The sequence below is a fragment of the Longicatena caecimuris genome, from assembly GCF_004341945.1.
In the GTDB taxonomy this organism is placed as follows: Bacteria; Bacillota_I; Bacilli_A; order Erysipelotrichales; family Erysipelotrichaceae; genus Longicatena; species Longicatena caecimuris.
Genome location: NZ_SMBP01000018.1, coordinates 1 through 13790, shown reverse-complemented (window position 1 = coordinate 13790; position 13790 = coordinate 1). Strand labels below are relative to the sequence as shown.

Sequence of the window (13790 nt, the reverse complement as noted above, 5' to 3'; positions counted from 1 at the left end):
TTCTCTCAAGAAGATCACATAGGTTTCTTAAACCTAATTTCCTTTTCCACAATGATCCTATCTTTCTATCTGTTTCTGCTTTTTGAACAAAAAAAAACATGATGTTATTCACCATGTTTATGTATGCCGCGATACAGACATTCGCCTATGTTTTCTTCTGTCAATAGACCGAAAGCATCTTGCCAAGATAATAGAAAATAAGGATCGCGCAGCAATTTTCTTCCTAATAATACATAATCACAATCTTCCTGTGCTAGAATGGTTTCAATTTCTTCTTCCTTTGTGATTAGGCCAACGCCCATTACCGGCAAAGAAGTCATTTGTTTGATAGCTCGTGCATATGGAATCTGATACATCGGATAGGTCTGTATCGGATGTTTGTTTAATCCTCCGCTGGATACAGAAATTGCGGCAGCACCACAACTTTCTATAGCTTCCACAATATCTTTCATATCGGCTATATGCAAGCCATCTTCTTCATACTCTTCTGCTGATATACGAACGATGACATCTTTTTCAAATGTAGAGCGTACACCGGTGATGATTTCCTTTAACAACAAGGTTCTATCCTCACCATAAAGATCCGTTCGCTGATTGGTAAGCGGTGATAAAAATTGATTGATCAGATAACCATGTGCCGCATGAATTTCCACAAAGTCATAGCCAAGCTCTTTTGCCCATTTACCGGCAAATTCAAAATTAACAACAATGCGATGAATTTCTTCTGCTGTCAACGCATGTACATCTGCATTATCCATGGCGGATACCTTATGGGCTGCACATTTACTTTTCATACCGGCATGATTCAGTTGAATTCCTAATTTCACCCCATAATCATGTACGACTTCAACGATATCCTTTAATGGTTCTCGCTGTCGCGGCGTGAAGATTCCTAAACAAGCGTCACTGATATAGCCTTCTGCTGCGATGGCCGTTGCCTCTTGTACGATAAAGGCAGGGCGTCCTTTCGCTAGTGTTTCATAATGAGCTATATGGTGCAAATTGGCTATGCCATCGCCCTTTGCCATATACGTACACATCGCCGGAATACCTATGCGGTTGTTTAATTCCATACGACCAAGCAATGATGTTTCAAATGGTTTCATATGAAGATCCTTCTTTCTTACTGTTCCAGTTTCTCGCTGTAGTCTTCCCATTTCTTCATGAAATTTTCAATTTCATTATGTACGTCATCAATTTTATCATCTAAATCACGCATTTTTTGATAATCGTGATAATATTCCGGATCAAAACGCAGCTCTCTGAGTGCTTCCAGTTCTTTTTCCTTTTCTGCAATTTTCTTTTCCAGTTTTTTTACTTCGCGATCATAATGAATCCCTCTATCCACTTTTTTTGTTTCTTTTTTCTCAACGGCTTTAACGGCCTGTACATGTTCCTCATCTTTATGCATATATTCCTGATAACGCATCGGATAATATGTTGCCTTCCCATTATCAATGACCAATACCGCAGTTGCCAACTTTGAGATAAAGTAACGATCATGACTCACAAATAGCATTGTGCCTTCATAATCACACAAAGCATCCTCTAAGGCTTCTTTTCCAATTAGATCCAAATGATTGGTTGGCTCATCCATCATCAGAAAATTAGGATGTGACAGCATTAGCTTTACAAAGGATAGACGAACTTTTTCTCCTCCGGATAGACAGTCTACTGTTTTAAATACGTCTTCTCCACTGAATAAAAAACATCCCAGTGCTGTGCGTACCTCTGTTCGATTCAGTTCACTGAAATCGTTCCACACCTCTTCTAATACCGTATTATTGGTATCGAATTGCGCAAGCTCCTGATCAAAATAACCTACCTCAATCTGGTGTCCGAATAAGAATTCACCGGATAATGGTGAAACCTGTTCCATCAAGGTTTTCAAAAAGGTTGACTTTCCTTTCCCATTTGGGCCGATTATGGCAACTTTTTCCCCTTGCAGAATATCGCAAGTAATCGTACACAACGGCAGATCGTAACCGATGGTTAAATCCTTGACCTCTAAGACCCGCTTGCCGCCACGTACCCTTGGGGTAAAACGGGCATGAAACCGTTTTTCATCGACATTGGGATCTTCAATTTTATCCATACGTTCTAAGTATTTGATTTTACTCTGCGCAAAAGCTGCTTTATTTTTCTTATAACGGAATTTCTCAATGAGTTCTTCCATGTGCTGTATTTCTTTTTGTTGGCGCGCATACGCTGATTTTTGTTGTTCAACATCACTTTTCTTGGTATTAACATAGTTTGTATAATTACCCGGATAGCGACGCATCACACCATATTCCAATTCATATACGACATCAACAACATCATCCAGAAACATACGATCGTGACTAACTAAGACAACCGCTTTGGGATAGCGTTTCACATAACCTTCTAGCCATTCAATCGTTTCGATATCCAAATGGTTGGTAGGTTCATCTAACAACAAGATATCCGGTTTGCTTAACAATAGCTTGACAAAGGCCAATCGGGTTTTCTGTCCTCCGGAAAACGTAGCAACTTCACGTTTCAAATCTTCTTCCTGAAACCCAAACTTAGTGAAGACAGTCATCATATCACTATGGTATGTATAACCGCCTAAATCCTCATATTGCTGCTGCAAATTGGCGTATTTATTTAAGATGGTTTCACTATGGTCATATACCATCTGCTCACTGATTTCTTCCAGCTGTTTACCTATGCGTTTTACCTTCGCAAAGGCTGTTTCCAATTCTTCTTTGACACAGGCATGCTCATTTTCAAACGTTGTCTGTGCTAAATAACCGATTGTCAGATTGTTTTCCTTATGGATATCCCCTTTATCCAACGGTTCTACTTCGGCAATGGCTTTTAATAAGGTGGTTTTACCACATCCGTTTCTTCCCACAATCGCGATTTTTTCAGTATTGCGGATTTCAAATTGAATATCCTCAAATACCGTATTCGCCCCAAAATATTTACTTCCTTTATGAATTTGATACTTCATCTTGTTTCACCCGCCTTATCTGGTGGTGTTGTCGGCATTGATTCCCTCGGCAAAAGCGCGCGCTGTTTCCTTAATAATCGCATTCTTCTGTTTTTTCCACAGCGCTGCATCTTCTTTATTTGATATATAGACAAAGTCAATTTCTAATCCCTGCATGCCATTGGCATTCACAAAATCAGCATTTTGTTCTTGACTTGTTTCTGAGTATTTCCCTGCCAGTGTTGCTCTTCCACCACTTTCTCTTAAATATAAATTCGTATCATATATCGTTTTACCATCTGCCCCTTCAGCCAATAATCCGGTAACGATACCGGCATCAGAACCAGTATACATCGGTGACAGTGGCATTTTTAAGTTCTTATGTACACCATAGGTCAAATTCCTGGCAAGTGTCTTGCTGGAATAATAACTATGCGCTACTTCAAAGCCGCGAATCGTATCGTTGGCATAATTGCTGAAGCGTAAGAACAAATAATATTTTGCATGCTGCTTATAACCTTTTGCTAAACGGCCATCACTGCCATAGGCTTTCCCTTTTTCATCTTTACTTGCCTTTGTAATGGCAACACGCAATCCATATTTTTCTTCTAATTCCTTTTTCATTAAAACCGCTGCTTTATACATTTCATCATTTTCATTTAACCCATTGACCTTTGAGCCTTCATCCGGCAACCACGTTAAATCCGTATTCATCCCAAACGGATCAATCAACACATCAATATCCCCTTTGCGCGGCGTCTGTGAAGTTACTTGTAAGAAAAGATAGTTTTTATCCAGGGTGATCTGATAATCCTTTAACAGCTGCGTATCTGCAATTAAGGAAACTTTATTGACCTTTCCTTTACGCTGCGCCGTATAAAATGCATTTTCCTTTAAAGGCTGTTGAAAAATCACACGTTTTTTTACCAGATTATCAATGATGGAAACCTCATAATATCCTTCCGGTATTTCATCTAATAAGATCTTTTGATCAACTGTATTTTCCATTGTCATCGAAATTGTCTTTCCATCACAAATATTTTTTAATTCTACGGTTTTCCCACTCAACGTATCTTTATTTTCCGGTGAATATTTCTTTTCATACAAATCCAAAGATTCTCCATAATACAAATAATCCGAAACGCTAATCGTTTCTTTACTTGTCTTATGCAATGCTTTGATCGTCTGTTCCTCATTCAATCCACACACCGTGAATTTCTTTACTTCTTGATGATTGGAAGGCAGAAACATGCCAATTAAAAGATACACGATCAACGCAATTAAAACAAGCAGTGGAGCCACTACCTTCCAGCGCACTTTATATCTTCTCTGTCTTGGTACATATGCCATGTCTTCTACCTCCTCACAATTTTTACTATGTTTTACGATATTTTATTTTTACCATAAGCTAGCTTTTAATAAGAAATATCGTCTCCATGCTATGCATTTTCATAAGCATGAAAAAGTCATTACGTCATCGTTTCTAAAATGCAATATCCTTAATATGCTTTGGCTGCTGATCTTTTTTCGGCGGATAGCTCATATGATTCACGGATACTTCTGCATCCAACAAATCTTTAGGCCGTTTTGGTATCGGCAGCATCGTATCTTCAAATGGGACATACTGAATCGGAAAAACGCTTTCCTTTGGATATACGACCGGATGGAAGAAAGAATTAAAGCACCATGTCAGATCAAAACCGATCATTGGGCTGTCTTGATTTTGCTTACCATACTTACGTGCATTTCGCACATAGCGTTTCTTTAATGGCAGTGGATTGATATGTAGATTTTCCAATGCGGCAATCAAGAGCATCAAGATTCCATTGCGGCAGCGCCATACAAAATCTTTTACATGATTCTCACTCACATAATCAATGATGAAAACATCGATAAAAATGCCATCACTGTCTTTGCATTTGTTTTTTAATAACGCATTGTATTCTTCACAATACGTATGTTTTAAACGAATCTTCATCGCCGGAATCAACACATTGTATTCCTTATGTGTTTCAAAGCTTTGTACGATGTACTTCTTAGGATCCAGATCCTTAACGGCTTCTAACAATTTCAGATAATCCTCATACAGCATACCGATATCCGCATCATCATCCCAAGGGATAAAGCCTTTATGACGTACAGCGCCTAAGCAGCTGCCACCTGTCAGCCAGTATTGGACTTTGTGCTTGCGGCATACAATATCTATATCTTTCAGCATCTCTAACAATTTCAGCTGTAAATCACGCACGGTAATCGTCGTTCCATCTTCTCTTGTTTTCAATATGTATTCTTCCATAAAATCACCGTATCTATTATAGAAGATATTTGTTTTTATCACAATCATTTTATGGAAATATCACAATTTCGCAAGAATGTCTTCAGAAACGATTGCGAAAACAATGAAAATTTAAACAAATATCCTACTTTTTATCTTTTCCTTATGCAGGTGGCTCTACAACATTTGCTGTCAAAAAAAAACACACTGTACTTAAACAGTATGTTTTATAAGCATTTCAAGAAATTGTACGACCCCATCTTCCTTTGCCTCTTTACAATGATAACGAGCAGCATTTTTTATTTGCGTACAGGCATTTGCTACAGCAACACTGTTAGGGAAACAGGAAAACATGGAAAGATCATTTTCGCTGTCGCCAAATACTAAAACTTCCTCTTTTGTGAAACCGTGTTGAGCAACATAGGTTTGTAAAGCTGTCCCTTTCGATACTAGCGGCGAAGTGATTTCCAAATTATCCCATCCGGAAGTTGTTACCTTTACCTCTTGCAAGGTGGATAGTCGTGTTTGTAAACGTTGGCGTTTTTCTTCATCCTTTTCCAAAAGTTCTATTTTTAAAATGGGTTTAGGTAAGTCTGTTTCCGTAATCGTCTTGAAACAAGACAACACCGGTGTGGTATCCGTGAAACTTTGCAAATAGTGTTTTTGAAAGGAAGGCCGATCCTCTTCTTCTAAAGAATAAATATGGGTTTCATCATAACAGCCGATTGCGATAGGTTCCTTTTGCAGCATCTGAAGAATCATCTTTGCGCTTTGTTTTTTTATCGCAGTCGCATGAAGAATCTGTCCTTTTGCGTTTACCTGCATTGCGCCGTTTAATAACAACATATCCAAAGCCAGCAAGTGTTGATTTCGCAAACTTAACACATCCGGATAACTGCGCCCACTGCATAGCACGATCGAAACTCCTTGTTGTTGTAGTTTCTGTAAGGTATGTACGCTGCGCAATGATAATGTATTGTCCATGCTTAATGTGCCATCAATATCACAGGCAATCAAACGAAAGGGAAACACTTATAGATCTTCCCCGTTGCTGGCAATGACACGTCGATACCAGTCATAGCTATCTTTCTTGATACGACGCTTACTGCCATTTCCATAATCATCCTGATCCACGTAAATAAATCCATAGCGCTTGCTCATTTCTGAGGATGAACAGCTAATAATATCAATAGGTCCCCATGGATAATAACCAATCACATCTACCCCGTCCATGATAGCTTCCTTCACATTGCGAATATGCTCACGTAAATAAGCGATACGGCGTTCATCGTGAATCTTTCCATCACTGCTGATTTCATCATACGTGCCAAAACCATTCTCTGCGATGATGATTGGTTTTTGATAACGATCATAATAGTAATTTAATACGGTTCTTAATCCAAGAGGATCAATGCCCCAGCCCCATTCACTTGCATCAATATAAGGATTTACAATGGCCCCATCATCATTAATATCTTGCGTGTCATTGCTTTCTTTTGATGATACACATGTATAATAATAGGATAACGCAAGAAAATCAGCCGGATGCTCTTTTAATACTTGCTCATCCTCTTCACGGATATCTAAATGAATGTTATGCTCTTTAAAATAGCGCAGCATATAGCCCGGATATTCTCCCCTTAGCAATAAATCGGTAAAGAAATATTCTCTTTGATTGCGCTGCATATTCGCAAAAACATCCTCTGGTTTGCATGTTAATGGTTCACTCAATCCATCATATACCATCATACCTACCAGAAAGTCTGGATTGATCTGATGGGCAAGCTTAGTGACAAGCGCACTTGCTGTGCATTCATGATGAATGGCCTGGTATTTTGCTTCCATAAGGTTTTCTACTGTATCACTGGGGATACCGAGATGATTAAAAGATTCATGATGTATCAGATTGATCTGATTCACTACGATCCAATACTTTACCTTATCTTTATACCGACGCATAACGGTTTCACAATAGTTCACAAAGAAAGTGATCGTCTTACGATTATACCAGCCCTGATAGTGTGTTGCCAAATGCAGTGGCATCTCATAGTGCGATAAAGTAATGAGGGGCTCCATGCCGTTTTTTATGATTTCATCCAGCAATGCATCATAAAAGCGTAAACCTTCTTCATTCGGTTGAGGATCATCTCCATTAGGGAAGATACGTGACCAGCTGATAGAAGTGCGAAATGTTTTCAATCCCATCCCTGCTAAAAGCTTTAGATCTTCCTTATAAGTATGATAGAAATCAATCCCATAGCGTTTAGGATAATAGCCTTCTTTATCCTGTAAAGCGAAATCAATATCGTTTCTGTTCGTTTCTTTATTTGATTTCTTTTTCAAATCACCAGCATCTTGCACTTTTAAGATATCCGCAACGCTCCATCCTTTCCCACCTTCTAGAAATGCTCCTTCTGCCTGATTTGCCGCAATGGCGCCTCCCCATAAAAAAGCTTTCGGAAATCCTGTTTTTACTTGTTTCATTTCAATTCTCCTTGTCACATATTGTTCATACTATGTTCATGTTGAAGCAAAGGGACGATTGTATGCGTCCCTTTCTTTACAAATCTTCTCCATTTGTCATTATGACATGTTGATACCAATAGAAAGAATCTTTACGCAGTCGTTTCCCACTGCCATGTCCACGATCATCCAAATCGACATAAATATATCCATAGCGCTTGCTCATTTCCCCTTGCGAACAACTGATGATGTCAATAGGTCCCCAAGATGCATAGCCAAACACTTGTACGCCATCCTTAATGGCTTCTTTCATCGCCGCAATATGTGTCTGTAAATAGGCGATACGATAAGGATCATGAATCTTTCCATCTACGACCTCATCTAATGCACCCAGTCCATTTTCAGCGATAAAAATTGGTATTTGATAACGATCCCAATACAAATTTAATGAGTTGCGAAATCCTAATGGATCCACTGCCCAGCCCCAGATAGATTTTTCTAAGTAGGGGTTCTCTTTGGGATGGGTAGAATCTTTGGCCTTGGTGATGCGGGTAAAATAATACGAAAATGATAGAAAATCTGCGGTATTCTCTTTTAACAGCTGTTCTTCCTCTTCTTTAATCATCACATGGATATCATGATCATAAAAATAGCGCAGCGCATAACCCGGATATTCTCCGCGTAATAAGACATCGGAATAAAAGTATAAACTCATCTGCATCTGCTGGGTGTTGGCAAAGACATCCTCTGGTTTACAGCTTGCCGGATATAAGGCATCATCCCCCAACATCATTCCAATCTGCAAGGAAGGATCAAGGGCGTGGGCAAGTTGTGTGGCTTTGGCACATGCCACAAACTGATGGTGTGTTGCCTGATATTTGGCACTTTCCCAATCTTCATAACCATCCTGCACCATTCCCAAACTGGCAAACTCTCCCCAGCCCTGTAAAGAGTTGATCTGGTTCAATAGGATCCAATAGCGTACTTTATTATGATAACGTTCAAATAGCACGTTACAATATTTCACAAAGAAATCAACCATTTCAGGGGCATACCAGCCCTTATACTTGGTAATCAGATGAATAGGCATTTCATAATGTGAAACCGTCATGATTGGTTCTATACCATTTTTCAGCATCTCATCCAGCAAATCATCATAAAACTTTAAACCTTCTTCATTTGGCTGTTCTTCATCTCCTTGTGGAAAGATGCGTGTCCAGTTAAAGGATGTTCGAAAACAGGTAAACCCCATTTCTTTCATCAATGCCAGATCTTCTTTATACGTATGATAAAAGTCAATGCCATGCCGGCGTGGATAATAGCCTTTGGTATCTGCTAATGCTTCTTCTATCTGTTTGGCAGTATGAGCAAATCCGACTACCTTATGGCGATCATACTGCTCTGGAAGGATTTCAATATCCGCCATAGAGGGTCCTTTCCCATCAATGTTCCAAGCACCTTCTGCTTGATTGGCCGCAATGGCACCACCCCATAAAAAGTCTTTCGGAAATCCTGTGATTTTACGTTTCATCTTATTTCTCCAACTTACGATACAGACGAATCATGCTTTGTACCAGATTTACTTCACTGTTGATAGTCATCAGCGTATCCTGTGCATGGGTGAATAATAAGGTTGTCTGCAGCTCTTCTTCATTGATTGAGCTTTGTATCATATCCGTTTGAATAACATGTGCTTTCGTGATTTCTTTCTTTGCCTGCGTGATCTTGTCTTTTACTTCTTCTTCACTTTTATCATCTAACAGATCATTGATTGCTTCATTGAGCAAATTCCGACAATCACCGGCATGCAGAATGATCTGCATCGCAGCACTATTTAATTGTTCAATCGTTGTTTTATCCATAATAAACCTTCCTTCTTATGCATTGTTTGTTTCCTGTCTTGCGTTTTTACGTGCTGCTAATTTTGCTTTTTGTGCTTCATCCTCTGCTTCTTTCTGTACACATTGCTTATCGTATACCTTAAAGAATGGATAATAGATGATCCAGGATAAGACGAAAATAAATAAGGTAAAGATCAATCCAACCATACCTCCTACAGCATAGGAACAAATAGGTCCAGGCAAATACCAGAAGGAGAATAAAGTCGTTACTTTAGGCAATAAATCAAAATATAAGGCAAACCAGGTCAAGGCCGGTGCTAGTAAACCAATGATCCACATCGGTACCATCAGAATCGGGTTAAAGGCGATTGGTGCACCAAATACCAATGGTTCATTGATGTTACATAAGTTTGGTACCAGACTGGCTTTTCCAATGACCTTACACTTTTTCGATTTTGCCATAAACAGCATCATAAGACCTAAAGCCAAGGTACAGCCGCCTCCACCAAGCGTAAAATAATAAGATACTCCATCCGCATTGATAACACTGGCAGCATTTCCGGCTGCTACCGCTGCCTGATTCGCCGCAATTCCTTGCAGGATCAATGCCGATTCAATTGGATAAATGACCCAGGTAGAAATACCAAACGTGTATAAGAAGGTATATCCAACAAAGTATAAGACTACAAAACCAAGGAAACTGTCACCGGCTTTTAAGATTGGTGAGAATAATGTATAAATGCAATCAAAGATACTGATATGGAGCTGGAAAGTAAAGAGCCAGCCAACAAATAAAATCATCAGTATCGGAATTAACGTATCAAACCATACGGTGATAAAATCTGGAATAGCGCTGTCTTCCTTAAAGAAGGAATGGGTAGAAAAAGCATTCATCACAAAACCGACAAACAAGCCGGCAATCAACGCTGCAATCATACCGCCATTTCCTAAAGTAGAACTTTGAAACAAAATATTTCCTGCCTCATCAAAGGTTGGAGATACTAACATCAAAAAGAATCCGATACCAGCCAATCCTGCTTCTTTTTTCGTTTTATTATGGCGTTTCTTTTCCATCAGCAGATATGGTACTAAATATGCTAAGTATAAGGATAATAAGCCCAGGGAAAAAGTAGAAAGTGGGCTAAAATCCGGAAATCCTTCAATCAATCCGCCAAAAGCGGTCAATACGGTCGTAAATGAACCAATAAAAATCATAGGCATCGCAGTCAGGATAGCCTCCTGGACAGAGGCAATCCACGGATTTCTTGCGAGCTTATTCATTCTCGGTGCGAATTTATCTGTCATCCAATCCATGAATTTTTTCATATGTTTTCTCCTCGTGATTCTATTTCTTAATCACCTTTTACAAAATAACCGCTTGCTTAATTTAACATGCTATGGCAATCTTATCCAATGTATATAGTTCATCAGGGAATTATTTCTAACGTATCTGCTCATAAACATTCCTACGATACCATCGTTTATTAAGCAAGCATTCTACCATTAACGTTCATGCGTTTTCTCATCTTTTAGAAAAGGTAAAGCAAAATCAAGAACGGCATCGCCATCCAATTCCCCATATGCATCTTTGGGGATAATCTGAACAGGAACACCAAATGGATCTGCAATATCCTCTAAATCATGCAGCATGTAGCTAAGATGTGGTCCTACCAATAATAGATCAATATCTTCAATATAATCCTCTACAACAGAGTCACTTCTAGCTTTTACGCCAATTTCAATATTGCGAGCTTTCGCTGCCTGGCGAATGTTTTTGGCCATGAAACCGCTGCTCGCACCGGTGCCACAAACTAATAAAATGTTCTTCATGATCTTCTCCTTTATAATTATGAATGATTTTTATCTGGATTGGTGTTATGATATAAGAGAGATGTATCAAAGTATTCCCGTACTTGTCTGAAGTCATATTCAGCGACGATATATCTCTTTTTCATATTTGCCAATCACATAACTGTCCTCCTTTCCTTATCACACCCTCAGTATAGCGAACACAACAAAATAAGACAAATCAGAAAAGTTCCGTGCAGTAGGAACTTTTTTAATTTGAGCAAAGATTACTTATACTTTATACTTATCGTGTACATATATAATGATGAAGAGTATCTGGGGGCCTTGCATAGGAGAGTGAATAGACATATGAAGGATAATATCTCAATCTTGTTAGACTATCTCTGGCACCATTATGAACATTGGGTAGCTGCCGGTGAGCTATCTTCACTGCTTCATGTTTCCACACGTCAGATACGTAAATATGTCAGTTCACTAAATGAGAATGAAACAAGTCCTTTAGTAATATCATCAAATAAAGGGTATCGATTAAACAGTGCTCAGCAATATTTAGCTTATCGGGAAAAAGGAAGTCAAAATGTGGAAACCCCGCAAACACGGCAAAATCTAATCATTCAAAAACTTATTTCTTCGCAAGATGGTATTGATCTATTTGATCTTGCGGATGAATTATTTGTAAGTGAGTCTACGATTGAAAATGATATTCGCAGTATCCGTAAGATTGTTTCCAGCTGTAATGTAACCATACGCAGAGATCATGATTTGTTATATTTAGAAGGCAGTGAAAAAGATAAACGGCGATTAATGAGCCGCTTAATTTCCAGTGATACGTATGATAATTTTGTCTTAAAAGATGAAGTGCGTTTATTGACTTATCATTATCATTTTTGGGATTTCCGTAAAAATCTTGCCGATATTTTTTCACGCAATAATGTATTTGCGAATGATTATACGCTAAATAATACGGCATTGCATCTTATTGTCATGATTGATCGTATCCGTAATGCCTGTGAGTTAAATGATCAAGTTGATTTCACACCGTTTCTTGATTCGCAACAATATCTTGTGGCACAGGAAATAAAACAGTATATTGAGAAAAACTATCAAATCCATATGAATGATGCTGAAGTTTATAATTTGACGCTTATTATCTCGAACAATACAACGATGATTGATTATTCTTTTATTAATGGCTCTAATATTTCATCTTTTATTGAACAGAAATATATTGATATCGCCCATGCCGTGATTCACAATGTTGAAGAGCGCTATTTACTGGATGCCTTTGATGAAGAATTTATTGCGAAATTCACCATCCATGTTAAGAATCTGTTTAATCGTGTTGCACATAACTATTATGCCAAAAATCCATTGACCGCTAAGATTAAGGCAACGTATCCCTTGATTTATGATATTGCCGTTTATATTGCCCAACAGTTTAAAGAAAATTATGATGTAGTGTTGAATGAGGATGAAATCACCTTTATTTCTTTTCACATCGGCAGTTACTTTGAAAACAATGTGCAATCAAAAAACAAGTTAACAATTCTCTTTTTATATGCCGATTATTACAGCATTCATCAACATACCTTAGAGAAGATCAGCCGTCATTTTGAAGATAAGATAACGATAAAATATGCCGTTTCCATGCCTTCCTATCAACCCAACATGCTGCATGCAGATTTGATTATTTCAACAGTAGAGGCAAGATTTCCTCAGCCATATGTGTTAATTCATCCATTTCTTACAAATAAAGATATGGCCTTATTAGAAACTACCATTTCTAAGATGTTATCCGAAAAAAACAAACAGAAGCTGAAAGATTTTCTATTTGATTTATTTGATCCTCGCTTATTTTATACAGATGTTCATTTAGATCGTACCCAGCTCATTCAAAAGCTTTGTAACGATGCGATTGCACTGGATTATGCCGAAGCTTCCTTTACACAGGATGTCTTTGCTCGTGAGCATATGTCAAGCACCGCCTTTGAGGACGCTGCCGTTCCTCATTCACTTGGTGATAACGCTAAAAAAAGCTTTATAAGTGTCGTCCTTTGTCCAGATGGTATGCAATGGGGAGTGCATGAGGTACATATTGTCACCTTACTAGGCGTACATGATGACAGCAGACAAATATTTGCCCAGATCTTTGATCAGTTGATTGAGATTCTTAGTGAACCGGCTTTTTTAAAAGATCTCATCAACTGTCAAGATTATCAAACATTCATTCGCAAGTTAACTGCTTATATGAATGAGGTCAGTGAATAGAAAAAGCAGTTGCTATTCTAACAATCGTTTGTTACCCTTGTGTTATCGCTTTTCTGATGTCATACTATATCTATATAATTGATAAAGGAGCTAGCTATTAAGAAGTCAAGCCTTTTTGAAAAAGATTAAAAAAGCATGACAAAAACAAGTGCTGGTAAGAGCACAAAAATTGATCTTT

General features: G+C 38.4%; 11 protein-coding genes. 1 reads left to right on the top strand and 10 read right to left on the bottom strand.

The genetic code is table 11. The features are described from left to right. Positions 1-104: 104 nt before the first annotated feature. The 10 genes from EDD61_RS10250 to EDD61_RS10205 form a co-directional block, all read right to left on the bottom strand. Complete coding sequence (locus EDD61_RS10250; protein WP_132225262.1) at positions 105-1106, bottom strand: oxidoreductase; 1002 nt, start codon at positions 1104-1106, stop codon at positions 105-107. Positions 1107-1123: 17 nt separating this feature from the next. Continuing rightward, the gene (locus EDD61_RS10245) at positions 1124-2977 is read right to left on the bottom strand and encodes an ABC-F family ATP-binding cassette domain-containing protein (protein ID WP_132225260.1); all 1854 of its coding nucleotides are present in this window, start codon (positions 2975-2977) and stop codon (positions 1124-1126) included. Between the two features lie 15 nt (positions 2978-2992). Continuing rightward, positions 2993-4306 carry an N-acetylmuramoyl-L-alanine amidase gene (locus EDD61_RS10240; protein ID WP_008689831.1) on the bottom strand — a complete coding sequence of 438 codons (1314 nt, stop codon included), beginning with the start codon at positions 4304-4306 and terminating at the stop codon, positions 2993-2995. 133 nt (positions 4307-4439) lie between these two features. Then, a complete protein-coding gene (locus EDD61_RS10235; protein WP_008978875.1) occupies positions 4440-5252 on the bottom strand; it encodes a LicD family protein in 813 nt (270 codons plus the stop codon). A 192-nt stretch (positions 5253-5444) separates the two neighbouring features. After that, on the bottom strand, positions 5445-6263 hold the full coding sequence (locus tag EDD61_RS10230) for a Cof-type HAD-IIB family hydrolase (RefSeq protein WP_132225258.1): 819 nt from the start codon (positions 6261-6263) through the stop codon (positions 5445-5447). Then, positions 6264-7715 carry a glycoside hydrolase family 1 protein gene (locus EDD61_RS10225; RefSeq protein WP_128125416.1) on the bottom strand — a complete coding sequence of 484 codons (1452 nt, stop codon included), beginning with the start codon at positions 7713-7715 and terminating at the stop codon, positions 6264-6266. A gap of 76 nt (positions 7716-7791) precedes the next feature. Further along, positions 7792-9225 (bottom strand): glycoside hydrolase family 1 protein, encoded by a 1434-nt coding sequence (locus EDD61_RS10220; RefSeq protein WP_132225256.1) that lies wholly within the window; start codon positions 9223-9225, stop codon positions 7792-7794. A 1-nt stretch (position 9226) separates the two neighbouring features. Continuing rightward, positions 9227-9556, bottom strand: a complete 330-nt coding sequence (locus EDD61_RS10215) for a PTS lactose/cellobiose transporter subunit IIA (RefSeq protein ID WP_008689837.1) — start codon at positions 9554-9556, stop codon at positions 9227-9229. Positions 9557-9571: 15 nt separating this feature from the next. Then, complete coding sequence (locus tag EDD61_RS10210; protein WP_008689838.1) at positions 9572-10861, bottom strand: PTS sugar transporter subunit IIC; 1290 nt, start codon at positions 10859-10861, stop codon at positions 9572-9574. Positions 10862-11038: 177 nt separating this feature from the next. Further along, entirely contained in the window at positions 11039-11365 is a 327-nt protein-coding gene (locus EDD61_RS10205) for a PTS sugar transporter subunit IIB (protein WP_008689839.1), read from the bottom strand. A gap of 327 nt (positions 11366-11692) precedes the next feature. Between EDD61_RS10205 and EDD61_RS10200 the strand changes: the two genes are divergently transcribed. After that, the gene (locus tag EDD61_RS10200; RefSeq protein ID WP_017144564.1) at positions 11693-13612 is read left to right on the top strand and encodes a BglG family transcription antiterminator; all 1920 of its coding nucleotides are present in this window, start codon (positions 11693-11695) and stop codon (positions 13610-13612) included. Positions 13613-13790 lie beyond the last annotated feature (178 nt).

Bases quoted from the DNA above. Each gene is read 5' to 3' on its own strand.
- EDD61_RS10245 (WP_132225260.1), bottom strand. From the start codon at position 2,977: ATGAAGTATCAAATTCATAAAGGAAGTAAATATTTTGGGGCGAATACG.
- EDD61_RS10215 (WP_008689837.1), bottom strand. From the start codon at position 9,556: ATGGATAAAACAACGATTGAACAATTAAATAGTGCTGCGATGCAGATC.
- EDD61_RS10250 (WP_132225262.1), bottom strand. From the start codon at position 1,106: ATGAAACCATTTGAAACATCATTGCTTGGTCGTATGGAATTAAACAAC.
- EDD61_RS10210 (WP_008689838.1), bottom strand. From the start codon at position 10,861: ATGAAAAAATTCATGGATTGGATGACAGATAAATTCGCACCGAGAATG.
- EDD61_RS10220 (WP_132225256.1), bottom strand. From the start codon at position 9,225: ATGAAACGTAAAATCACAGGATTTCCGAAAGACTTTTTATGGGGTGGT.
- EDD61_RS10205 (WP_008689839.1), bottom strand. From the start codon at position 11,365: ATGAAGAACATTTTATTAGTTTGTGGCACCGGTGCGAGCAGCGGTTTC.
- EDD61_RS10240 (WP_008689831.1), bottom strand. From the start codon at position 4,306: ATGGCATATGTACCAAGACAGAGAAGATATAAAGTGCGCTGGAAGGTA.
- EDD61_RS10225 (WP_128125416.1), bottom strand. From the start codon at position 7,715: ATGAAACAAGTAAAAACAGGATTTCCGAAAGCTTTTTTATGGGGAGGC.
- EDD61_RS10200 (WP_017144564.1), top strand. From the start codon at position 11,693: ATGAAGGATAATATCTCAATCTTGTTAGACTATCTCTGGCACCATTAT.
- EDD61_RS10235 (WP_008978875.1), bottom strand. From the start codon at position 5,252: ATGGAAGAATACATATTGAAAACAAGAGAAGATGGAACGACGATTACC.